This window comes from Pseudomonas sp. AC172 (assembly GCF_979258595.1).
Window position 1 is genome coordinate 6329578 of the sequence record NZ_OZ409868.1, and the last position, 22071, is coordinate 6351648.

General features: G+C 58.9%; 18 protein-coding genes. 10 read left to right on the forward strand and 8 right to left on the reverse strand.

Annotation, left to right across the window (positions count from 1 at the left end):
* Positions 1 to 84 precede the first annotated feature (84 nt).
* The 3 genes from ACZ0A4_RS28440 to ACZ0A4_RS28450 form a co-directional block, all read right to left on the reverse strand.
* Positions 85 to 1683, reverse strand: coding sequence for an ABC transporter substrate-binding protein (locus tag ACZ0A4_RS28440; RefSeq protein WP_463577287.1), 1599 nt, complete (start codon positions 1681 to 1683; stop codon positions 85 to 87).
* Between the two features lie 299 nt (positions 1684 to 1982).
* Positions 1983 to 3608 carry an ABC transporter substrate-binding protein gene (locus ACZ0A4_RS28445; RefSeq protein WP_141127771.1) on the reverse strand — a complete coding sequence of 542 codons (1626 nt, stop codon included), beginning with the start codon at positions 3606 to 3608 and terminating at the stop codon, positions 1983 to 1985.
* Between the two features lie 260 nt (positions 3609 to 3868).
* Complete coding sequence (locus ACZ0A4_RS28450; protein ID WP_463577290.1) at positions 3869 to 5470, reverse strand: ABC transporter substrate-binding protein; 1602 nt, start codon at positions 5468 to 5470, stop codon at positions 3869 to 3871.
* A 1081-nt stretch (positions 5471 to 6551) separates the two neighbouring features.
* On the opposite strand from ACZ0A4_RS28450, the gene ACZ0A4_RS28455 reads away from it, so the two are divergent.
* Entirely contained in the window at positions 6552 to 6908 is a 357-nt protein-coding gene (locus ACZ0A4_RS28455; RefSeq protein WP_102900701.1) for a DUF6124 family protein, read from the forward strand.
* 165 nt (positions 6909 to 7073) lie between these two features.
* On the opposite strand, the gene ACZ0A4_RS28460 is transcribed toward ACZ0A4_RS28455, so the two are convergent.
* On the reverse strand, positions 7074 to 7790 hold the full coding sequence (locus ACZ0A4_RS28460; protein WP_116029459.1) for an SIMPL domain-containing protein: 717 nt from the start codon (positions 7788 to 7790) through the stop codon (positions 7074 to 7076).
* A 314-nt stretch (positions 7791 to 8104) separates the two neighbouring features.
* Here ACZ0A4_RS28460 and ACZ0A4_RS28465 point away from each other — a divergent pair, with 314 nt between their 5' ends.
* From ACZ0A4_RS28465 to ACZ0A4_RS28480, 4 genes are all read left to right on the forward strand, one after another.
* Positions 8105 to 9367, forward strand: coding sequence for an ATP-binding protein (locus tag ACZ0A4_RS28465; protein WP_463577293.1), 1263 nt, complete (start codon positions 8105 to 8107; stop codon positions 9365 to 9367).
* Entirely contained in the window at positions 9360 to 9920 is a 561-nt protein-coding gene (locus tag ACZ0A4_RS28470) for a response regulator transcription factor (RefSeq protein WP_463577295.1), read from the forward strand. Before ACZ0A4_RS28465 ends, ACZ0A4_RS28470 begins: the two co-directional genes overlap by 8 nt.
* A gap of 96 nt (positions 9921 to 10016) precedes the next feature.
* On the forward strand, positions 10017 to 11744 hold the full coding sequence (locus tag ACZ0A4_RS28475) for an ABC transporter ATP-binding protein/permease (RefSeq protein ID WP_463577297.1): 1728 nt from the start codon (positions 10017 to 10019) through the stop codon (positions 11742 to 11744).
* A gap of 191 nt (positions 11745 to 11935) precedes the next feature.
* On the forward strand, positions 11936 to 12685 hold the full coding sequence (locus ACZ0A4_RS28480) for a FadR/GntR family transcriptional regulator (protein ID WP_463577299.1): 750 nt from the start codon (positions 11936 to 11938) through the stop codon (positions 12683 to 12685).
* Positions 12686 to 12689: 4 nt separating this feature from the next.
* Here the strand turns inward: ACZ0A4_RS28480 and ACZ0A4_RS28485 are convergent, their stop codons facing one another.
* The gene (locus ACZ0A4_RS28485) at positions 12690 to 13070 is read right to left on the reverse strand and encodes a hypothetical protein (RefSeq protein WP_463577301.1); all 381 of its coding nucleotides are present in this window, start codon (positions 13068 to 13070) and stop codon (positions 12690 to 12692) included.
* 296 nt (positions 13071 to 13366) lie between these two features.
* Here ACZ0A4_RS28485 and kdgD point away from each other — a divergent pair, with 296 nt between their 5' ends.
* The 5 genes from kdgD to ACZ0A4_RS28510 all read left to right on the forward strand — a co-directional run bounded on the left by kdgD (position 13367) and on the right by ACZ0A4_RS28510 (position 20038).
* Complete coding sequence (kdgD, locus tag ACZ0A4_RS28490) at positions 13367 to 14278, forward strand: 5-dehydro-4-deoxyglucarate dehydratase (RefSeq protein WP_034154457.1); 912 nt, start codon at positions 13367 to 13369, stop codon at positions 14276 to 14278.
* A gap of 75 nt (positions 14279 to 14353) precedes the next feature.
* Entirely contained in the window at positions 14354 to 15799 is a 1446-nt protein-coding gene (locus ACZ0A4_RS28495) for an aldehyde dehydrogenase family protein (RefSeq protein WP_016984320.1), read from the forward strand.
* A gap of 99 nt (positions 15800 to 15898) precedes the next feature.
* Positions 15899 to 17263, forward strand: coding sequence for an MFS transporter (locus ACZ0A4_RS28500; RefSeq protein ID WP_463577303.1), 1365 nt, complete (start codon positions 15899 to 15901; stop codon positions 17261 to 17263).
* 11 nt (positions 17264 to 17274) lie between these two features.
* The gene (gene garD, locus ACZ0A4_RS28505; protein WP_150646881.1) at positions 17275 to 18828 is read left to right on the forward strand and encodes a galactarate dehydratase; all 1554 of its coding nucleotides are present in this window, start codon (positions 17275 to 17277) and stop codon (positions 18826 to 18828) included.
* Between the two features lie 268 nt (positions 18829 to 19096).
* Entirely contained in the window at positions 19097 to 20038 is a 942-nt protein-coding gene (locus ACZ0A4_RS28510) for an AEC family transporter (RefSeq protein WP_463577305.1), read from the forward strand.
* A gap of 81 nt (positions 20039 to 20119) precedes the next feature.
* Here the strand turns inward: ACZ0A4_RS28510 and ACZ0A4_RS28515 are convergent, their stop codons facing one another.
* From ACZ0A4_RS28515 to ACZ0A4_RS28525, 3 genes are read right to left on the reverse strand one after another with little or no spacing between them, the layout of a single operon-like run.
* Positions 20120 to 20500, reverse strand: coding sequence for a carboxymuconolactone decarboxylase family protein (locus ACZ0A4_RS28515; protein ID WP_463577306.1), 381 nt, complete (start codon positions 20498 to 20500; stop codon positions 20120 to 20122).
* Positions 20497 to 21558 carry a calcium/sodium antiporter gene (locus tag ACZ0A4_RS28520; protein ID WP_463577307.1) on the reverse strand — a complete coding sequence of 354 codons (1062 nt, stop codon included), beginning with the start codon at positions 21556 to 21558 and terminating at the stop codon, positions 20497 to 20499. Before ACZ0A4_RS28520 ends, ACZ0A4_RS28515 begins: the two co-directional genes overlap by 4 nt.
* 46 nt (positions 21559 to 21604) lie before the next feature.
* Positions 21605 to 21976: a septal ring lytic transglycosylase RlpA family protein gene (locus ACZ0A4_RS28525; RefSeq protein WP_463577309.1), complete on the reverse strand. Its 372-nt coding sequence runs from the start codon at positions 21974 to 21976 to the stop codon at positions 21605 to 21607.
* Positions 21977 to 22071 lie beyond the last annotated feature (95 nt).

Sequence of the window (22071 nt, forward strand, 5' to 3'; positions counted from 1 at the left end):
CAAAAGGCCGGATTGGCGAATTTCGGCAAAGCGCTTGCGTGGGGGGCTAGACAGCGCCCCCAGCATTGCGGCTAATCGTCTGGTTTAATCGATACCGACACCCGAGAACACGTTGCGACCGAACGGGCTGACTTTGAAGCCCTCGATCCTCGCGCTTAACGGTTGGTTGACCGTCGAGTGGGCGACAGGCGTGATCGGCACTTGCTGTTTAAGCAATTGCTGCGCCTGTTTGTAGAGCACGGTGCGTTGGTCACGGTCGGTGACGACCTTGGCCTGTTTGATCAGCTTGTCGTAAGCCGGATCGCACCACATGGAGTAGTTGTTGCCGCCGATGGCATCGCAGCTGTACAGCGTGCCGAGCCAGTTGTCCGGATCGCCGTTGTCACCGGTCCAGCCAATCAGGCTGATGTCGTGCTCGCCGTTCTTGGTGCGCTTGATGTACTCGCCCCATTCGTAGCTGACGATCTTCACTTTCAGACCGATCTTGGCCCAGTCAGCCTGGAGCATTTCGGCCATCAGTTTGGCGTTCGGGTTGTACGGACGCTGCACCGGCATCGCCCACAGGGTGATTTCGGTGCCTTCTTTGACGCCGGCAGCCTTGAGCAGCTCTTTGGCTTTTTCCGGGTTGTAGGCGGCGTCTTTGATGCTGTCGTCGTAAGACCACTGGGTCGGCGGCATGGCGTTGACGGCCAGTTGGCCGGCGCCTTGATAAACAGCGTTGAGAATTCCTTGTTTATTCACCGCCATGTCCAGCGCCTGACGCACTTCGAGCTGGTCGAATGGCTTGTGGCGCACGTTATAGGCGATGTAGCCGAGGTTGAAACCCGGTTTGGAAATCAGTTGCAGTTTCGGATCGGCCTTCAGCGCTTCAACATCGGCAGGGCGCGGATGCAGGGTGATCTGGCATTCGCCGGCCTTGAGTTTCTGCACGCGCACCGAGGCGTCGGTGTTGATCGCAAAGATCAGATTGTCGAGTTTGACCCGACTCGGATCCCAGTAATGTTTATTACCGGTGTAACGGATGTTCGAGTCTTTCTGATAACTCTTGAACACGAACGGCCCGGTGCCGATCGGTTTCTGGTTGATGTCGCTCGGCTTGCCGTCAGCCAGCAGTTTGTCGGCGTATTCGGCGGACAGGATGGAGGCGAAGCTCATGGCGATATTCTGGATGAACGCGGCGTCGACGCTGTTGAGCGTGAACTCCACGGTCAGCGGCCCGGTCTTCTCGACCTTGGCGATGTTCTTGTTCAGGCTCATCCCGTTAAAGTACGGGAACTCGGTGGGATAAGCCTTACGGAAAGGTTGTTGCGCATCGAGCATGCGATTAAACGTGAACAGCACGTCGTCGGCGTTGAAATCGCGGGTCGGCTTGAAGTACGGCGTTGTATGAAACTTCACACCTTCACGCAGGTGAAAGGTGTACTTGAGACCATCCTCGGAAATATCCCACTGGGTTGCCAGGCCCGGGACGACATTGGTCGCGCCTTTTTCGAACTCGACCAGACGGTTGTAGATCGGTTCGGCGGCGTCGTTATCGGTCGCTGTCGTGTATTGCGCGGTATCAAAACCGGCGGGGCTGCCTTCGGAGCAGAACACCAGGCTCTTGCTGGCGGCGAAACTGGCGGACGAGGCGGCCATCAGGCCGGCGCCCAGCAATGCGGAAAAAATCAAGGTATGGCGCATGACGCTCCCTCTTTTTTAGTGTTGTTCAATGCGCCGCCGTCCCATCCTGAGACGTTTGGCTGCATCGAGCTCAATCCAGTACGTACGGCAAACCGGTGGCCCACGCAGAAACTGGTCAGTACCCGACGGTAGGGGCCGCGGTCCTGGCAGTAAATGCGTAAATGCCTTAAAGCTCGTAGGAAAAGGCGACGCGTCCTATACCACTGTGGTAATCCGCAGTGGAATTGGCTGTAGGCAATTTCCTAACTTCCCGGCAGGTAAAACAACGGCGACGTCAAAAACGTCGCCGTTGCAGTGCCTTATTTGCTGACGCTGACGCCGTAGAAGGAGTTCAAGCCGAATGGGCTGATCTTGAAGTCCTGCACGTTGGCGCGCATGGGTTGGTACACCGTCGAGTGAGCGATAGGTGTCATAGGGACTGCATCTTTGAGGACGTGTTGTGCCTCTTTGTACAGTTCGGTGCGCTTACCTTGGTCGGTTGTGCGCTTGGCTTCTTTGACGAGGCCATCGAACTTCTTGTCGCACCACTTGGAGAAGTTGTTGCCGCTGAGCGAGTCGCAGCCGAACAGCACGTTCAGCCAGTTGTCCGGATCACCATTGTCACCGCTCCAGCCAATGATCATGGCCTGGTTCTCGCCACCTTTGGAGCGCTTGATGTACTCGCCCCACTCGTAGCTGGTGATCTTCACTTTCAAGCCGATCTTGGCCCAGTCGGACTGGAGCATTTCAGCCATCAGTTTAGCGTTCGGGTTGTATGGACGCTGCACCGGCATCGCCCACAGCACGATCTCGGTACCTTCCTTGACTCCGGCTTCCTTGAGCAGCTGTTTGGCTTTCTCAGGATCGTACTTGGCATCCTTGATGGTGGTGTCGTAAGACCATTGGGTCGGCGGCATGGCGTTGACGGCCAGTTGGCCTGCGCCCTGGTAAACCGAGTCGATGATCTGTGGCTTGTTCACGGCCATGTCCAGCGCCTGACGTACGCGCAGGTCAGCCAGCGGGTTGGCCTCGTTGCTGCCCTTGACCTTGTCCATCACGTTGTAGGCGATGTAACCGAGGTTGAAACCAGCCTGGTCAGGCATCTTCAGGGTTTTGTCTTCTTTCAGCGCTTTCAGGTCGGCTGGACGCGGGAACAGGGTGACCTGGCACTCGTTCTTTTTCAGCTTCTGAATACGTACCGACGGGTCGGTGGTGATGGCGAAGATCAGGTTGTCGATCTTCACGTCATCCGGCTTCCAGTAGTCCTTGTTGCCGGTGTAACGGATGTTGGAATCTTTCTGGTAGCTCTTGAACACGAACGGACCAGTGCCGATCGGCTTCTGGTTGATGTCGGCAGCCTTGCCTTCTTTCAGCAGCTGCGCTGCGTACTCGGCGGACTGCACCGAGGCGAAGCTCATGGCCATGTTCTGGATGAACGCGGCATCGACTTCTTTCAACGTGAACTTGACGGTGTGGTCGTCGACTTTATCGATCTTGGTGATGTTGGTGTCCATCCCCATGTCGGTGAAGTACGGGAATTCGGTCGGATACGCCTTACGGAACGGGTCATCCTTGTTAATCATGCGATTGAAGGTGAACAGTACGTCGTCGGCGTTGAACTCACGAGTCGGCTTGAAATACGGGGTGGTGTGGAACTTGACGCCTTCACGCAGGTGGAAGGTGTAAGTCAGGCCATCATCGGAAATGTCCCACTTGGTCGCCAGACCAGGAATCACGGCGGTGCCGCCGCGCTCGAACTGGGTCAGACGGTTGAACATGGTTTCGGCTGAGGCGTCGAAGTCGGTTCCGGTGGTGTACTGGCCTGGGTCGAAACCGGCCGGGCTGCCTTCGGAGCAGAACACCAGGTTAGTCGCAGCGGATGCGAAAGGTGCGGAGGCTAACAAGCCTGCGCCGACTAAAAACGGAATGACCGCGTGTTTAAGCATGTTGGCCTCATGATTTGTTGTCATTTTTTAGTTGTGAGGTACGACCTCGTGAGTCGTGCCTGCGGATACTTATGCAGGGGCCATACCCATTGCAAGATCCAGAGCGACTGCCGGCCTCAAAGCGTGGCACGAACGTACCTTAATGTCGCATCTGTATAACTTCTGACGCATTTGACCGTTTGCGGGTGATTTTTACGGTGCAAATGAAGCCCCAAAACGGTGCATTGGTCACGTTGTGCGCGCCGCCTTGGGGCTTGGTGTTACTTATTTATACCCACGCCATAGAAGGGAGTAAGACCGAACGGGCTTATCCGGAAATCAGTGACTTCCTTGCGCAGTGGCTGGAACACCGTGGAGTTGGCGATCGGTGTGATCGGCACTTGCTGTTTAAGAATCAGTTGCGCCTGTTGATACAGCTTTACCCGCTGCTCTTTGTCGGTGGATAACTTGGCCTGTTGCACCAGCTTGTCGTAAGCCGGATCGCACCATTTGGCGTAGTTGCTGCCTTTTACCGCCGCGCAGCTGTAGAGCACGCCAAGCCAGTTGTCCGGGTCACCGTTGTCACCTGTCCAACCATAGATCATGGCGTCGTGTTCGCCATTTTTCGCACGTTTGATGTACTCGCCCCATTCATAGCTGACGATGTTGGCCTTGATGCCGATTTTCTCCCAATCCTGCTGGATCATCTGTGCCGACATCCGTGCATTCGGGTTCGAAGCGCGTTGCACTGTCATCGCCCAAAGGTTGATGGTTGTGCCCGGCGCAACCCCTGCTTCTTTCAGTAGCACCCGCGCTTTGACCGGGTCATAAGGGGCATCCTTGATGTTCGGGTCATACGACCATTGCGCTGGCGGCAAAGCGTTTTGGGCCAGCTGGCCGGCGCTCTGGTAAACGGCTTTGATGATTGCCGGTTTGTCGATGGCCATGTCCAGCGCCTGCCGAACCTTGAGCTTATCGAGTGGCGCGTGGGTGGTGTTGTAGGCGAGGAACCCGAGGTTGAAACCGGCCTGCTTGAGCACGCGCAGGTTCGGGTCTTTTTCCATCACTTCGATGTCGGCCGGGCGTGGGTAGCCGCTGACCTGGCATTCGCCGGCCTTGAGTTTTTGCAGGCGCACGGCGGCGTCGGGGGTGATCGAGAAGATCAGGTTGTCGATCTTCACGTCTTCGGGTTTCCAGTAGGCCGTGTTGGCGGCGTAGCGGATTTGTGAATCCTTCTGGTAGCGCTTGAACACGAACGGGCCGGTGCCGATCGGCTTCTGGTTGAGGTCGGCGGCTTTGTCTTCCTTCAACAGTTGGGCGGCGTATTCGGCTGATTGCACCGAGGCGAAGCTCATGGCGAGGTTTTGCACGAAGGCGGCGTCGACGTTGTTGAGGTTGAAGCGCACGGTCTGGTCGTCGAGTTTTTCTACCGATTTGATCGTGGTGTTCAGGCCCATGTCGGTGAAGTAGGGGGACTCGGCGGGGTAGGCCTTGCGGAAGGCGTTCTCCGGATCGAGCAGGCGCTGGAAGGTGAAGAGCACGTCGTCGGCGTTGAAGTCGCGGGTGGGTTTGAAGTAGTCGGTGGTGTGGAACTTTACGTTTTGGCGCAGGTGGAAGGTGTATTGCAGGCCATCCGGGGAGATGTCCCATTTTGTTGCCAGGCCGGGTTCGATGTCGGTGCCGCCGCGTTGGAATTGGGTGAGGCGGTTGAAGACGGTTTCGGCGGAGGCGTCGAAGTCGGTGCCGCTGGTGTATTGGCTGGGGTCGAAGCCTGCCGGGCTGGCTTCGGAGCAGTAGACCAGGGTTGTGGCGGCGTTGGCGATCGGGGCTATGGCGGTTAGTGCGAGGGAGATCAAGAGCGGTTTTAGGGTGGATCTTGGCATGGGGTCCCCGGGGAATCGGCGGTGGTAATCGTGGAAGAGTAGCTGGGGCGGGGGTGTTGGCGGAAATATCGTTTTTCCTGTTGAAGTGTCTATCTCGGTATATCTAGCGCTGTGTGTATATCCGTTGCTGCGGTAACGGCGGCTTAGGGTTTCGCCCTTACGGCGACTCACTTTTTTTCAAACGCCAAAAAAAGTAAGCAAAAAACGCTTGCTCCTGCGTGCGGCCCGCTCGCTGGGGCTCGGGGTTCCTTCGCTCCGGGATCGATCCGGGCGCAGCGCCTACGGTTTGCTTCGCTGCACCTCCTCTCGCTGTGTTTGGCTTCGCCAAACGGTCGCTGCGCTCCCACGCCCGGATCAATCCCTGCGCTCAGCCTTCCGACGTCGCCCGTGGATCAAGATCAAGAGCAGGCGAGCTGACACTCGGCCTAGTGAGTGGTGAAGAGCGCGGGGGTGTTCGGCTTTTGATTTGCGTTGTTGCTGCCCCTCACCCCAGCCCTCTCCCGAGGGAGAGGGGGCCGATTTGTGGGCTTTTCAAAGCTTGAGTTCAACGCGGTATCGAGCGTCGGCGTAGCTCTCGCAATCACCTCGGTCAGTCCCCTCTCCCTTTCGGAGAGGGCTAGGGTGAGGGGCTTTTGATCTGCTTCAGAATCTGAGTTCAACTCGGTATTTCGAGTCGGCGTAGCTCTCCCAAACACCACGGTCAGTCCCCTCTCCCTCCGGGAGAGGGCTAGGGTGAGGGTTGGCTTTTTGGCTGTTTAAATCCGTGTCAGATAACCAGAACCTTCCCACAATGTTTTCAGGTTGTCCGTCGGACGTCGGCTCTCTAGGCTCTGGGTGTCGCTGAAGACTCAGCGATCGGGAGGTGAGATTCCCGGTTATTGAATTTGGAAACCTGCACAAGCCCCTCCATAATCGCCGTCAGCTCATGCTGTCAGCAGTTTTTATGGCGGCTATGTACGGGCGGACTTCTGTCCGGCCGGGTTGGTTTCCTTACCGGTAATCTCACTCCGTACATAGTTGCCACCTCATTTCTCGAGTGAGATCGGAAATGAATGGCGTCAGTTCATAAGGAAATTTTTCCATGGATAAATTGATACCTGACCCACCCCTCGATACCCCACTCGAAGAAGCCATCCGCGCCGACGACCAGATCAAAACCCGCGAAGCCATCAAACGCGCCCTGGATTTCTACCTCAGCCCCGACCCGGTCAAGCCCCGGCAACCCAGCACGATGTTCCTGATCCAGCCAAACATCGACACCGAAAGCCTGCTGGCGCATGCCTGTGAGTCACTGGCATCGGCGAACACGCTGACGGGTAACTTTGCCGATCAGTTGGGCCGGCCCGAGCGCAATACGGCGTTGGCGATTCAGCAGATCATCATGCTGGCCGAGCTGGCCGTGAATCGGGCGCTGGATCGGGTTGATCCGCAGACCTGAGACCTCGTTATCGTTCTTCGCGAGCAGGCTCACTCCTACAGGGGAATACATTCCAAACTGTAGGAGTGAGCCTGCTCGCGATGGCGGCGGAACATTCACCACAAAATCCAGGCACAAAAAAACCGCCGACCCTTCACAGATCGGCGGTTTTTCATTGAGCTCACATCACTGCATCAACACTTCAATCGAGCCATCAGCCGTCATGCTGACCTGGCTGGTGCCCGCTTCAACTTCCGGTGTCACCGGCGCGGAATCCATCGCCGCCGCTTTCATCATCATTGGTGCGCGCAGGTACGGTTGTGGATAACCGTTGCTGTTGAGGTTCAGGTTGACGATTTTGTAGCCCTTGCCGCCCAGTGCATCGGTGGCCAGTTGGGCGCGGGCCTTGAAGGCGGTCACGGCTTCTTTGAGCAACTGGTCTTCACTGGATTTGCGGGTCGGGTCGGCGATGGCGAAGTCCATGCCGCCCATTTTCAGGTCGCCGAGCAACTCGCCAGTGAGTTTGGACAGGGCGGCGAAGTCAGAGCTTTCCAGGCGCAGTTCGGCGCGTTCACGCCAGCCGGTGATCTTCTGGCCCTTGGTGTCGTAGATCGGGTAGCTGTTGCGGCTGCCTTGGCGCAGGGTGATGTCTTTTACTTGCTTGGCTTGGGCCAACGCTTTATTCATGGTGGTGCTGACGTCGGCGGCGAGTTTGGCCGGGTCGGTGTTTTGCTCTTCGGTGTAGAGGGTGACGATCATCAGGTCGCGGGCGACTTCCGTGCTGACTTCGGCGCGCAGGGAAATCTGGTTGTAGTGCAGCTCATCGGCGGCCAGGGCCGGGAGGCTGGCGACGCTGCCGATGGTGAGGGCGAGAAGGGCGGCGCTGCGGCGAAATGTATGCATGAAAGCTCCTTGATGAGGGCGCAGGTGATGGTTCGGGGGCCTGCGTGAAACCATCAGACTCTAGCTTTTATGATCCGGTTCGCACAGTTACAACTTCTATACAGATGACCGGGACTGCTGCGCAGCCATTCGCGAGCAGGCTCGCTCCCACCTTTGAAATCCATTCCCCTGTGGGAGCGAGCCTGCTCGCGAAGGCGTTCTTATAGCCGCCGAAAATGTTTTCGCCATGTGGTCGTTTGCCGCACTTTCGCCTCTCGGGGGCGCGGCTTGGTTATACTCCGGCGATCCGCCTGGAGCGCTCATCAGGAGAGCTCATGCTCGCCCCCGTACAACTGACTTCCGCCACTCGCCAGAATCTCTGGCGGCTGACTTTCATCCGCACTCTGGTGCTCGCCGCGCAGGCTGGCTCCGTAGGCCTGGCCTACTGGCTGCAACTGCTGCCATTGCCGTGGGTGCAACTGGCGATGACCCTCGGCTGTTCGACGCTGCTGTGCGTGTTTACCGCCGTGCGCTTGCGCACTTCGTGGCCGGTAACCGAGCTTGAGTACGCGCTGCAACTGGCCTGTGATCTGGTGATCCACAGTGCGTTGCTGTACTTCTCCGGCGGTTCGACCAACCCGTTCGTTTCTTACTATCTGGTGCCGCTGACCATCGCTGCGGTGACGCTGCCGTGGCGTTATTCGGTGATCTTGTCCGGCATCGCGCTGGCGCTGTACACGGTGATGCTGACGCGCTTCTATCCGCTGGAAACCCTGCCGGTCGCCCGCGAGAACCTGCAGATCTACGGCATGTGGCTGAGCTTTGCACTGGCCGCTGCGGTGATCACCTTCTTTGCGGCACGCATGGCTGAGGAGCTGCGCCGTCAGGAAGAATTGCGCGCGATCCGCCGTGAAGAAGGCCTGCGTGACCAGCAATTGCTGGCCGTCGCCACCCAGGCCGCTGGCGCCGCCCATGAACTCGGCACGCCACTGGCGACCATGAGCGTGTTGCTCAAGGAGATGCAGCAGGATCATCCCGACCCGATGCTGCAGGACGATCTGAAGGTGCTGCAGGACCAGGTAAAACTCTGTAAAGAAACCTTGCAGCAACTGGTTCGCGCCGCCGAGGCCAACCGACGTCTGGCCATCGATATGCAGGATGTCACCGACTGGCTCGACGAAGCGTTGAACCGCTGGCACTTGATGCGTCCGGAGGCCAGTTATCGCTTCCACCGTCTCGGCCAAGGCACCGTCCCGCGCATGGCGCCGCCGCCGGATCTGACTCAGGCGCTGTTGAATTTGCTAAACAACGCCGCCGATGCTTGCCCGGAAAATCTCAAAGTGACCCTGGACTGGGACGTCGAGAACCTGACCATTAGCATTCGTGACCATGGCGCCGGTGTGCCGCTGGCCATCGCCGAACAGATCGGCAAACCGTTTTTTACCACCAAGGGCAAAGGTTTCGGCCTGGGCCTGTTTTTGAGCAAGGCCAGCGTGACACGCGCCGGCGGCTCAGTGAAACTCTATAGTCATGAGGAAGGCGGCACGCTCACCGAGCTGCGCCTGCCCCACGGCGCCCGAGGAGACCAACATGAGTGACGAAATCCAAGTCGAAGGCGAAGAACTGCCGCATTTGCTGCTGGTCGACGACGACGCAACGTTTACCCGAGTAATGGCCCGCGCCATGGCTCGTCGTGGCTTTCGCGTCAGCACTGCCGGCTCGGCCGAAGAGGGCCTGACCATCGCCCAGGCCGATGTGCCTGATTACGCCGCGCTCGACCTGAAAATGGACGGCGACTCCGGTCTGGTGCTGCTGCCCAAGCTGCTGGAGCTGGACCCGGAAATGCGCGTGGTGATCCTCACCGGTTATTCGAGCATTGCCACTGCGGTCGAAGCGATCAAGCGCGGCGCCTGCAACTACCTGTGCAAACCGGCCGACGCTGACGACGTGCTGGCCGCGCTGCTGTCCGAACACGCTGACCTCGACAGTCTGGTGCCGGAAAACCCGATGTCGGTCGACCGCCTGCAGTGGGAACACATCCAGCGCGTGCTCACCGAGCATGAAGGCAACATCTCCGCCACTGCCCGCGCCTTGGGCATGCATCGTCGCACCCTGCAGCGCAAATTGCAGAAGCGCCCGGTTCGTCGCTGAACCTGCGCTGAACGACTATCGCCAGCCCTCGCGATAAAACGCACCGATCAACTATGATCGGTGCGTGTCTGTTCTTTTCTATATCGAGCCTTATCCATGAATCAGAACGCTGAATATTCCGCGGTCAACGATGCTGTGCGCGGGCAGTTTTTTCGCAAAGTGTGGGCGATGACCACGCCTTACTGGCGCAGCGAAGAGAAGGGCAAGGCCTGGACATTGCTGATTGCCGTGATCGCGTTGTCGCTGTTCAGCGTGGCGATCTCGGTGTGGATCAACAGTTGGTACAAGGATTTCTACAACGCGCTGCAAAAGAAGGATGAAGCGGCGTTCTGGCAATTGATTCTGTATTTCTGCGGTATCGCCACTGTGGCGATCCTTGGTGCGGTGTATCGTCTGTACCTGACGCAGATGCTGACTATCCGCTGGCGGGCGTGGTTGACCGAGAACCACTTCAAGCGTTGGCTCGGCCACAAGAACTACTATCAGCTGGAGCATGGCGGTTACACCGATAACCCGGACCAGCGGATTTCCGAAGACCTCAATACCTTTACCGCCAACACCCTGAGTCTGGGCCTTGGGCTGATTCGCACGGTGGTCAGTCTGGTGTCGTTCTCGATCATTCTGTGGGGCGTGTCGGGCAGCATCGAAGTCTTCGGCATCGAGATTCCCGGCTACATGTTCTGGTGTGCGCTGATTTATGCCGCCGTCGGCAGCTGGCTGACGCACCTGATCGGTCGACGCTTGATCGGCCTGAACAACCAACAACAACGCTTCGAAGCGGACCTGCGCTTTTCCATGGTGCGCGTGCGCGAGAACGCCGAAAGCATTGCCTTGTACAACGGTGAGCCGAACGAAAATCGGCGTTTGAGCAGCCGTTTCGGGCTGGTCTGGCACAACTTCTGGGACATCATGCGCGTGTCCAAGCGCCTGACGTTCTTCACCTCGGGTTACGGCCAGATCGCAATCATCTTCCCGTTCATCGTCGCGGCCCCACGTTATCTGGCAGGCAAGATCGAACTGGGTGAGCTGATGCAAATCAACTCGGCATTCGGCAACGTGCAGGAGAATTTCAGCTGGTTCATCAGTGCCTATTCGGATCTGGCCGCGTGGCGCGCAACCTGTGATCGTTTGCTGAGTTTCCGCCAGGCCATGACCGACAACGAAGAGCGCACGCCGGCGATCGACGTGCAGAATCAGGGCAGCGAATTGCAGGTGCACAACCTCGGCCTGGATCTGGCCGATGGTCGTCATCTGCTGACCAATGCCGACATGACTGTGGAACCCGGCGAGCGAGTGATGCTCAGCGGCCGTTCCGGCAGCGGCAAGTCGACGCTGTTGCGAGCAATGGGCCATTTGTGGCCGGCGGGGCACGGCAACATCCGCCTGCCGGCGGCGCGGTATCTGTTCCTGCCGCAAAAGCCGTATCTGCCGATCGGCACCCTGCGCGAGGCGCTGAGTTATCCACAACCGGGTGACACCTACGCGTCTGAACGTTATGCACAAGTGCTGGAAACCTGCCGCTTGCCGCATCTGGTCGCGCGGCTGGACGAGGCCAATCATTGGCAGCGCATGCTCTCGCCGGGCGAGCAGCAACGACTGGCCTTCGCCCGCGCAATGCTTTACGCGCCACAATGGCTGTACATGGACGAAGCCACTTCGGCGATGGATGAGGAAGACGAAGCGACCTTGTATCAAGCACTGATCGATCAGTTGCCGGGGCTGAGCATTGTCAGCGTTGGCCATCGCAGCAGTTTGAAACGCTTTCATCCACGGCATGTGCGGATCGACAGCGGCCATCTGGTTGAACAGACCGTGACTGCCTGATCAATACACATCCCATGTGGGAGCTGGCTTGCCAGCGATGGCGTTGGTTCAGTCGACATCTTCATCGACTGGTATGGCCTCATCGCTGGCAAGCCAGCTCCCACAGGTTTTGTATGGAAATGGAAAGTGATCGTACAACCCGCTTGAGCTATCATGCTCACAAGCCGAATTTTCGAGACAAGATGCACACCATGGAAAACCTGATCGACACCCCGCGCCTCCCGCGCAAGCGCCGCAGTCTGGCCCAGGAATTGGTGACAGTGCTGAGCGAGCAGATCCGCGATGGCCTGCTCAAGCGCGGTGACAAACTGCCTACCGAGTCGGCGATCATGGAAGCCCATGGCGTCAGTCGCACCGTGGTGCGCGAGGCAATTTCCCGTTTGCAGGCTGCAGGGCAAGTGGAAACCCGCCACGGCATCGGCACCTTCGTGCTCGACACGCCGAGCCCGAGTGGTTTCCGTATCGACCCGGCCACCGTCGTTACCCTGCGTGATGTGCTGGCCATTCTCGAATTGCGCATCAGCCTTGAAGTGGAATCTGCCGGCCTTGCCGCGCAACGTCGCAGCGCCGAGCAACTGGCGACCATGCGCGCCGCCCTCGATGCGCTCAACGAAAGCGCCGCCCATGCCAGTGATGCGGTCGCGTCGGACTTTGCTTTCCACCTGGAAATCGCCCTGTCCACCGGCAACCGCTACTTCACCGACATCATGACCCACCTGGGCACCAGCATCATTCCGCGTACGCGGCTGAACTCGGCGCGCCTGGCCCATGATGACCAGCAGCACTACATGAGCCGCCTGAGCCGTGAACACGAAGAAATCTACGACGCGATTGCCCGTCAGGATTCCGATGCAGCGCGTGCTGCGATGCGTCTGCACTTGACCAACAGCCGTGAAAGACTGCGCCAGGCTCATGAAGAGGCGCAGGCGCAGCGGGTTTGAATCGTCAGCACTCGATCCGTAAAGTCAACGGCTGCGAGAACGGCTCCATACTCGACTCATCACAAAACTTGTAGCGCAGCTCAACCTCTCTGTTCAGGTACGGACGCAGCGCCTCTTTAGGCAGCTGCAACTCGATTCCCGTGAGTTTCTCCATCTCGTCTTCAGCATCGTCCCAGGTGCCGGTGTCCACTTCTTCACCAATCCACTCCGGCTCTTCCGGGTCATCGCCGAGAATCGGGTAAACGCTCCAGTTCGCTGGAAAATCACTCGAATCCGGGACCTGGACGATCAATACATCGGGTAGCACGGATAGCTGAAGGGTGAGGGTGTCAGAGGCGGAAGAGGCGATTTGCGCGAGGGTCGGCGTAGCATAATTCACGAACATTTCAGTTTCCTTCGAAGGTCCGCCACGATCCTTCGTGGCAGTCGTCGCACCTTACCCGGCGTTTCTCCAGCGCTCAGTAAACGAATCTTGACCAGACATTTCCGCGCTAAAAGCCTTTAAACACAGGCGTTTGCGACGCGTCCTGCCAAGCCTTAAACAGTTTTGTCCGACAAAAAAACACCCACAACGATGAAATGCAGTTGACGGTTATTATTTAAGTTGTACGATGACCTACAACTTCAGCGAAGGCTGAACGGACCAATCACAAAAAACGTTGCTACCAGGGTGTTCGAATAATGAATCCACAAGAACTGAAGTCCATCCTCTCTGCCGGCCTGCTGTCTTTCCCGGTGACCGATTTCAACGCGCAGGGCGATTTCAACCGCGCGGGCTATATCAAACGCCTGGAATGGCTGGCACCGTATGGTGCTTCAGCCTTGTTCGCCGCCGGTGGCACCGGTGAGTTCTTCTCCCTCGCTGCCAGCGAATACTCGGAAATCATCAAGACCGCCGTCGACACCTGTGAAACCAGCGTACCGATCCTCGCCGGTGTCGGTGGTTCGACCCGTCAGGCCATCGAATACGCTCAGGAAGCCGAGCGTCTGGGCGCCAAAGGTCTGTTGCTGCTGCCGCACTACCTGACCGAAGCGAGCCAGGACGGTGTTGCCGCTCACGTTGAAGCTGTGTGTAAATCGGTCAACATCGGCGTAGTCGTTTACAACCGCAACGTTTGCCGCTTGACCGCGCCGCTGCTGGAACGTCTGGCCGAGCGCTGCCCGAACCTGATCGGTTACAAGGACGGTCTGGGTGATATCGAGTTGATGGTGTCGATCCGTCGCCGCCTCGGTGATCGCTTCAGCTATCTGGGTGGTCTGCCGACCGCCGAAGTCTATGCCGCTGCCTACAAGGCGCTGGGCGTGCCGGTCTATTCCTCGGCGGTGTTCAACTTCATCCCGAAAACCGCGATGGACTTCTACCACGCGATCGCCCGTGAAGATCACACCACCGTCGGCAAGATCATCGACGACTTCTTCCTGCCGTACCTCGACATCCGTAACCGCAAGGCCGGTTACGCCGTGAGCATCGTCAAGGCAGGCGCAAAAATCGCCGGCTATGACGCAGGCCCGGTGCGGGCGCCGCTGACCGATCTGACTGGCGAAGAGTACGAAATGCTCGCCGCGCTGATCGACAAGCAAGGTGCGCAGTAACACCCGACAAAAACGCGGCCGCTGAGTAATCAGCGGCTTTTTGCGTAAAGGCTTTTAGTTGTGAGGGCTGCCCCTGTGACAAATGCAAAACGCTACGACAACTACATCAACGGCGAATGGGTTGCCGGTGCCGACTACTCGGCCAACATCAACCCATCCGAACTGAGCGACACCATCGGCGACTACGCCAAGGCTGATCTGACTCAGGTTCACGCCGCCATCGACGCCGCCCGCGCGGCATTCCCGGCGTATTCGACCTCGGGTATTCAGGCCCGTCACGATTCGCTGGATAAAGTCGGCACGGAAATCCTTGCCCGTCGCGAGGAGCTCGGCACCCTGCTGGCCCGGGAAGAGGGCAAGACCCTGCCCGAAGCCATCGGCGAAGTGACCCGCGCCGGCAACATTTTCAAGTTCTTCGCCGGTGAATGCCTGCGCCTGTCTGGCGACTACGTGCCGTCGGTGCGCCCGGGCGTCAATGTTGAAGTGACTCGCGAAGCACTGGGTGTGGTCGGTCTGATCACCCCGTGGAACTTCCCGATTGCGATTCCGGCGTGGAAAATCGCGCCAGCCTTGGCCTACGGCAACTGCGTGGTGTTGAAACCAGCCGATCTGGTACCGGGCTGCGCTTGGGCACTGGCGGAAATCATCTCCCGCGCAGGCTTCCCGGCCGGCGTGTTCAACCTGGTGATGGGCAGCGGTCGTGTGGTTGGCGATGCGCTGGTGCAGAGCCCGAAAGTCGATGGCATCAGCTTCACCGGTTCGGTGGGCGTGGGTCGGCAGATCGCGGTCAACTGCGTGTCGCGCCAGGCCAAGGTTCAGCTGGAAATGGGTGGCAAGAACCCGCAGATCATTCTCGACGACGCCGACCTCAAGCAAGCGGTCGAGCTGTCGGTGCAGAGCGCGTTCTACTCCACCGGACAGCGTTGCACAGCCTCAAGCCGCTTGATCGTCACTGCCGGCATTCACGACAAATTCGTTGAGGCCATGGCCGAGCGCATGAAGTCGATCAAGGTCGGCCACGCCCTGAAATCCGGCACCGACATCGGTCCAGTGGTTTCCCAGGCGCAGCTTGAGCAGGACATGAAGTACATCGACATCGGCCAGTCCGAAGGTGCGCGTCTGGTCAGCGGTGGCGGTCTGGTGACTTGCGACACCGAAGGTTACTTCCTCGCGCCAACGCTGTTTGCCGACAGTGAAGCGTCGATGCGCATCAGTCGCGAAGAGATCTTCGGTCCGGTGGCCAACATCGTTCGTGTGGCCGATTACGACGCGGCGCTGGCGATGGCCAACGACACCGAATTCGGTCTGTCTGCGGGTATCGCGACCACTTCGCTGAAGTACGCCAACCACTTCAAACGCCATTCGCAAGCCGGGATGGTCATGGTCAATCTGCCGACCGCTGGTGTTGATTACCACGTTCCGTTTGGTGGGCGTAAAGGTTCATCCTATGGATCACGTGAGCAAGGCCGCTATGCGCAAGAGTTTTACACGGTGGTAAAAACTGCCTACATCGGATCGTAACCCGCTGCACCCGCGCCGGGCCTTCGCCTGAGGCCCTGCGCGGCACAAGACCAAAGAATGTTTTACCCGCATAAAAATAATCAGTGGGAGTACATCTACATGCAATCGTCCAAGCCGACTCACGTCCGCTATTTGATCCTGCTCATGCTGTTTCTGGTGACCACGATCAACTACGCCGACCGCGCCACGATCGCCATTGCCGGCTCCAGCCTGCAAAAAGATCTGGGCATCGACGCAGTCACCCTCGGCTATATCTTCTCCGCATTCGGTTGGGCCTATGTGGCCGGGCAAATCCCCGGCGGCTGGCTGCTCGATCGCTTCGGCTCGAAAAAAGTCTATGCCCTGAGCATTTTCACCTGGTCGCTGTTCACCGTGCTGCAAGGCTTTGTCGGTGAGTTCGGCATGTCCACCGCCATTGTTGCGCTGTTCATGCTGCGCTTCCTGGTCGGTCTGGCTGAAGCGCCATCCTTCCCCGGTAACGCGCGCATCGTCGCCGCTTGGTTCCCGACCGCCGAACGCGGCACCGCTTCGGCGATCTTCAACTCGGCGCAATACTTTGCCACCGTGTTGTTCGCACCGCTGATGGGCTGGATCGTTTACTCCTTCGGCTGGGAGCACGTGTTCATTGTCATGGGCCTGTTCGGCATCGTTTTCTCGGGGATCTGGCTGAAGGTTATCCACAGCCCGCGCCAACACCCGCTGGCCAACGAAGCCGAAGTACAGTTCATCGCCGACAACGGCGGCATGGTCGACATGGACGTCAAACAAGGCAAAAAGGCTGATGGCCCGAAGTGGGACTACATCCGTCAGTTGTTGACCAACCGCATGATGCTTGGCGTGTATCTGGGCCAGTACTGCATCAACGGCATCACCTATTTCTTCCTGACCTGGTTCCCGGTGTACCTGGTGCAAGAGCGTGGCATGACCATTCTCAAGGCTGGTTTCATTGCCTCGTTGCCGGCGATTTGCGGTTTCATCGGTGGCGTGCTCGGCGGGGTGATTTCCGATTACCTGCTGCGCAAGGGCCACTCGCTGACCTTCGCCCGTAAAGCACCGATCATTGCCGGTCTGCTGGTTTCCAGCAGCATCGTCGCCTGCAACTATGTTGATGTGGAATGGATGGTCGTCGGCTTCATGGCGTTGGCGTTCTTCGGCAAAGGCGTTGGCGCACTCGGTTGGGCAGTGGTCTCCGACACTTCGCCAAAACAGATCGCCGGTTTGAGCGGTGGCCTGTTCAACACCTTCGGCAACATCGCTTCGATTACCACGCCGATCGTGATTGGCTACATCATCAGCTCCACCGGTTCGTTCAAATGGGCGCTGGTGTTCGTCGGTGCCAACGCACTGGTGGCGGTGTTCAGCTATCTGGTCATCGTTGGCCCGATCAAACGTGTGGTACTCAAAGAGCCGCCAACCCATGGCGGTACTGAAGCCACCGGCAAATTGTCTCAAGCGCATTCCTGAGGAGCGGCGTCATGCAGTTGATTGAACATTCCGACTCGCCGCGCCACATCCGCCTGCACGAGCGGGACAATGTGGTGGTTGTGGTCAACGACCAGGGCGCACCGGCCGGCACTGAATTTGCCGATGGCCTGGTGACGCTGGAATTTGTGCCGCAGAGCCACAAAGTCACCCTCGAAGACATTCCCGAGGGCGGCCAGGTGATTCGCTACGGTCAGGTGATCGGCTACGCGTTGCAGCCGATTCGCCGTGGCAGTTGGGTCAAGGAAGATCAACTGCGCATGCCGACCGCGCCGCCGCTGGACAGCTTGCCGCTGTCCACCGAGGTGCCGGACGCACAGGCACCGCTGGAAGGCTTCACGTTCGAGGGTTATCGCAACGCTGACGGTACCGTCGGTACGCGCAATATTCTCGGCATCACCACCACCGTGCAGTGCGTTACCGGCGTGCTTGATCACGCGGTGAAACGCATCAAGGAAGAACTGCTGCCCAAGTATCCGCACGTCGATGACGTGGTGGCACTGACTCACAGTTACGGCTGCGGCGTGGCGATTACCGCCACCGACGCCTACATCCCGATCCGCACCGTGCGCAATCTGGCGCGCAACCCGAATCTGGGTGGCGAGGCGTTGGTGATCAGCCTTGGCTGCGAGAAATTGCAGGCCGGGCAGGTGATGCATGAGGACGATGCGTCGGTGGATCTCAGCGATCCATGGCTGTATCGCTTGCAGGATTCCAGTCACGGTTTCACCGAAATGATCGAGCAGATCATGGAGTTGGCCGAAGTCCGCTTGAAGAAACTCGACCAGCGCCGCCGCGAAACCGTGCCGGCGTCTGAGTTGATCCTCGGCATGCAGTGCGGCGGCAGTGATGCGTTCTCCGGAATCACCGCCAACCCGGCGCTGGGTTACGCCTCGGACTTGTTGCTGCGTGCAGGGGCGACGGTGATGTTTTCCGAAGTCACCGAAGTTCGCGATGCGATTTACCTGCTGACTTCGCGCGCCGAAACCAAGACCGTCGCTGAGGAACTGGTGCGCGAGATGGACTGGTACGACCGTTACCTGGCCAAGGGTGAAGCGGATCGCAGCGCGAATACCACGCCGGGCAACAAGAAGGGCGGACTGTCGAACATTGTCGAGAAGTCGCTGGGTTCGATCGTCAAATCCGGCAGCAGCGCAATCAACGGCGTGCTCGGCCCGGGTGAGCGTTTCAAGCAGAAGGGGCTGATTTTCTGTGCGACGCCGGCGAGTGATTTTGTCTGCGGTACGTTGCAATTGGCGGCAGGGATGAACCTGCATGTGTTCACCACCGGGCGTGGCACGCCGTATGGTTTGGCGATGGCGCCAGTGGTGAAGGTCTCGACGCGTACGGAATTGGCGCAGCGCTGGCCGGATCTGATCGATATCGACGCCGGACGGATTGCTACAGGGCGCGCGACCATCGAGGAATTGGGTTGGGAGTTGTTTCACTATTACCTGGATGTTGCGAGCGGCAAGCAGCAGACGTGGGCGGAGAAGCACAAGCTGCATAACGACATTACGTTGTTCAACCCGGCGCCGATTACTTGATGGTTTGGGGGGGCAAGAGCTTCCCTCACCCCAGCCCTCTCCCTGGGGGAGAGGGGGCCGACCGAGTTGTCTTGCGCTATACATCGACCCGAAGTGCCGAGTTGATTATGGACTCGACAAGCAGTTCTGGATTCAGTGGTGCCCTTTCAGGTCGGTGGAATTATTGAATATCCCGCGATCGGTCCCCTCTCCCTCGGGGAGAGGGCTAGGGTGAGGGGCTTTTGCTTTATCATTGGCATCCAACGACGCTCACCCAAGGCTCTCCGGCATGCTGGCAATTTTCCTCGAAACCCTGAACATCACCGCGCCGGTGTTTGCCATGCTGTTTCTCGGTGTGCTGCTCAAGCGCATCGACTGGATCAACGACAACTTCATCCACACCGCGTCGTCGCTGGTCTTCAACGTGACCATGCCGGCGTTGCTGTTTCTCGGCATCCTGCACGCCGATCTGCATGCTGCGCTGCAACCGTCCCTGCTGATCTACTTCTCCCTCGCCACGCTGGTGAGTTTTGCCGTGGCTTGGGGCTGGGCGATTTTGAAATGCCCGCGTGAAGATCGCGGTATCTACACCCAAGGCGCGTTTCGCGGCAACAACGGCGTGATTGGCCTGGCACTGGCGGCGAGCATGTACGGCGATTACGGAATTTCCCTCGGGGCGATTCTCGCGGCGCTGGTGATCCTGTTTTACAACACCCTGTCGACCATCGTGCTGGCGGTGTACAGCCCGGTGATCAAGTCCGATCCGTGGAGCATCTGCAAAAGCGTGTTCAGCAATCCGCTGATCATCAGCGTGATCGCGGCGGCGCCGTTTGCTTACTTCAAGATCGGTTTGCCGGGCTGGCTGGAAACCTCCGGGCAGTATCTGGCGCAGACCACCTTGCCATTGGCGCTGATCTGCATTGGCGGCACGTTGTCGCTGGCGGCGTTGCGCAAGAGCGGTAGCATGGCGCTCAGCTCCAGCCTGGTGAAGATGATCGGTTTGCCGGTGCTGGCGACGCTGGGTGCGTGGTTGTGGGGTTTTCGCGGGGCGGAGCTGGGGATTCTGTTTCTGTATTTCGGCAGCCCGACGGCGGCGGCGAGTTTTGTCATGGCCCGCGCGGCGCAGGGCAATCATGAGCTGGCGGCGGCGATTATCGTGATGACCACATTGATGGCGGCGATTACCACCAATGTCGGGATCTTTGTTTTGCAGTGGGGTGGGTGGATCTAGCCTGAATCTTGGGTTGCTCTCCCGGGCCTCTTCGCGAGCAAGTTCGCTCCGGGCGGCGTTCCGACGAAGGCGTCAGTTCAATCACTCAGGCTTCTGGTAGGTATCGATCACTTCCTGCGCCGCGCGAAACGCATCAATCGCCGCCGGCACGCCGGCATACACCGCGCAATGCAGCAGCGCCTCACGAATCTCGTCCACCGTGCAGCCATTGTTCAGCGCACCGCGCACGTGGCCCTTCAATTCTTGCGGGCACTTCAGCGCCGTCAGCGCGGCGAGGGTGATCAGGCTGCGGGTTTTCAACGGCAGACCCTCGCGATTCCATACGCCACCCCAGGCATGCTCATTGACGAAATCCTGCAGCGGTTGGGTGAACTCGGTGGCGTTGCCCAAGGCGCGATCAACAAACGCATTGCCCATTACCTGGCGACGGATTTCAACCCCGGACTTCTTCGATTCGGTCATGATTTTTCACTCTTGTGGTGTTGGCGGCGCCAGGCGCGGATCGACGTGAACAGCAAAAACGTCAACAGCGTCGGCAAGACATAAAACAGCATCAGCCGCTCCAGCTTGCCGGCCAGCGGCATGCCGGTGGTGAACGACACCACGTGCAGCCCGTAAACCAGATACAAACCGAGCAGCAACAAACCTTCGGCGCGCGTTACCCGATAGCCGGAATAGAACACCGGCAGGCACAGCGCGGCGACGCCGAGCATCACTGGCAGGTCGAAATCCAGCGCATTCGGCGATACCGACAGCGGCGTCGGCGCGATCAAAGCCGTGAGGCCGAGCACCCCGAGCAGATTGAACAGGTTGGCGCCGATCACGTTGCCGACGGCGATATCGCGTTGCCCGCGCAATGCGGCGATCAACGACGTGGCCAGTTCCGGCAGGGAGGTGCCGACAGCGACAACGGTCAGACCAATGACGCGCTCGGAAAATCCAAGATCAGTTGCCACCACCACGGCAGCTCCGAGCAGAAGATGTCCGGCGAAAACCAGCATCGCCAAACCGACAATGATCATCAGGGAACTGCCGATCCATGACGCCTGAGTTGTTTCAATTCGATCCGTATGTGGCCGCGCCGAATGCCGTGACTGGCGCAACAGTAAGCCGAGATACAACGCCAATGCGCCCAACAACAGGAGGCCGTCGAAACGCCCGATCTCTTCGTTCCACGCCAATACGAACACCAGCAGGCTGGCGCCGATCATCAGCGGAATATCCAGCCGCACCAATTGCCGCGAGACGCGCAGAGGAATGATCAGCGCTGACAGGCCGAGGGTGACGAGGATGTTGAAGATGCTGCTGCCGACCACGCTGCCAACGGCAATGTCCGGGTTATGCGCCAGTGCCGCTTGAAGACTGACGGCCATCTGCGGCGCACTGCTGCCGAGGGCGACAATGGTCAGACCGATGATCAGCGGCCGCACATGCAGACGCGCTGCCAGACGCACCGCTGCGCGCACCATCAGCTCTGCGCCGAAGATCAGCAGGCACAGGCCGGCGAGCAGTTCGATCACGCTGATCAGGGGTAGGTCGGCTAATCCGAAAATGGTCAGCGCTCCATCAGTCGAGGGCCTGCACGCGGACCCGTGCGGTGCCGCTGCGCAGCATGCCGAGCTGTTCGGCGGCCTCGCGGGAGACGTCGATCAGGCGTCCACGGGTATGCGGGCCACGGTCATTGATGCGGACCACGACGGACTCATCGTTTTTCAGGTTGGTGACCTTCACCCGTGTGCCGAAGGGTAGCTGGCGGTGGGCGGCGGTCAGGGAATTCTGGTTGAACGCTTCGCCGCTGGCGGTGCGTTTACCGTGGTGCTTTGCACCGTAATAGGAAGCGACGCCGGTCTGGTCGTAGCCGTGCGGGTCGATGGTGTCGGTGCTGGCGCAGCCGGCCAACAAGGAAAGCAGGGCGCAGGCGCCGAGCAGATGTTTCATTCGAAAGCTCCCAGATAACAATGTGGGAGCGAGCTTGCTCGCGAAGAGGCCGCCACATTCAGTACTCATGTTGAATGTCATGACGCCTTCGCGAG

Coding starts and splice junctions, on each gene's coding strand:
- ACZ0A4_RS28440 (WP_463577287.1), bottom strand. CDS start 1,683: ATGCGCCATACCTTGATTTTTTCCGCATTGCTGGGCGCCGGCCTGATG.
- ACZ0A4_RS28445 (WP_141127771.1), bottom strand. CDS start 3,608: ATGCTTAAACACGCGGTCATTCCGTTTTTAGTCGGCGCAGGCTTGTTA.
- ACZ0A4_RS28450 (WP_463577290.1), bottom strand. CDS start 5,470: ATGCCAAGATCCACCCTAAAACCGCTCTTGATCTCCCTCGCACTAACC.
- ACZ0A4_RS28455 (WP_102900701.1), top strand. CDS start 6,552: ATGGATAAATTGATACCTGACCCACCCCTCGATACCCCACTCGAAGAA.
- ACZ0A4_RS28460 (WP_116029459.1), bottom strand. CDS start 7,790: ATGCATACATTTCGCCGCAGCGCCGCCCTTCTCGCCCTCACCATCGGC.
- ACZ0A4_RS28465 (WP_463577293.1), top strand. CDS start 8,105: ATGCTCGCCCCCGTACAACTGACTTCCGCCACTCGCCAGAATCTCTGG.
- ACZ0A4_RS28470 (WP_463577295.1), top strand. CDS start 9,360: ATGAGTGACGAAATCCAAGTCGAAGGCGAAGAACTGCCGCATTTGCTG.
- ACZ0A4_RS28475 (WP_463577297.1), top strand. CDS start 10,017: ATGAATCAGAACGCTGAATATTCCGCGGTCAACGATGCTGTGCGCGGG.
- ACZ0A4_RS28480 (WP_463577299.1), top strand. CDS start 11,936: ATGGAAAACCTGATCGACACCCCGCGCCTCCCGCGCAAGCGCCGCAGT.
- ACZ0A4_RS28485 (WP_463577301.1), bottom strand. CDS start 13,070: ATGTTCGTGAATTATGCTACGCCGACCCTCGCGCAAATCGCCTCTTCC.
- kdgD (WP_034154457.1), top strand. CDS start 13,367: ATGAATCCACAAGAACTGAAGTCCATCCTCTCTGCCGGCCTGCTGTCT.
- ACZ0A4_RS28500 (WP_463577303.1), top strand. CDS start 15,899: ATGCAATCGTCCAAGCCGACTCACGTCCGCTATTTGATCCTGCTCATG.
- garD (WP_150646881.1), top strand. CDS start 17,275: ATGCAGTTGATTGAACATTCCGACTCGCCGCGCCACATCCGCCTGCAC.
- ACZ0A4_RS28510 (WP_463577305.1), top strand. CDS start 19,097: ATGCTGGCAATTTTCCTCGAAACCCTGAACATCACCGCGCCGGTGTTT.
- ACZ0A4_RS28515 (WP_463577306.1), bottom strand. CDS start 20,500: ATGACCGAATCGAAGAAGTCCGGGGTTGAAATCCGTCGCCAGGTAATG.
- ACZ0A4_RS28525 (WP_463577309.1), bottom strand. CDS start 21,976: ATGAAACATCTGCTCGGCGCCTGCGCCCTGCTTTCCTTGTTGGCCGGC.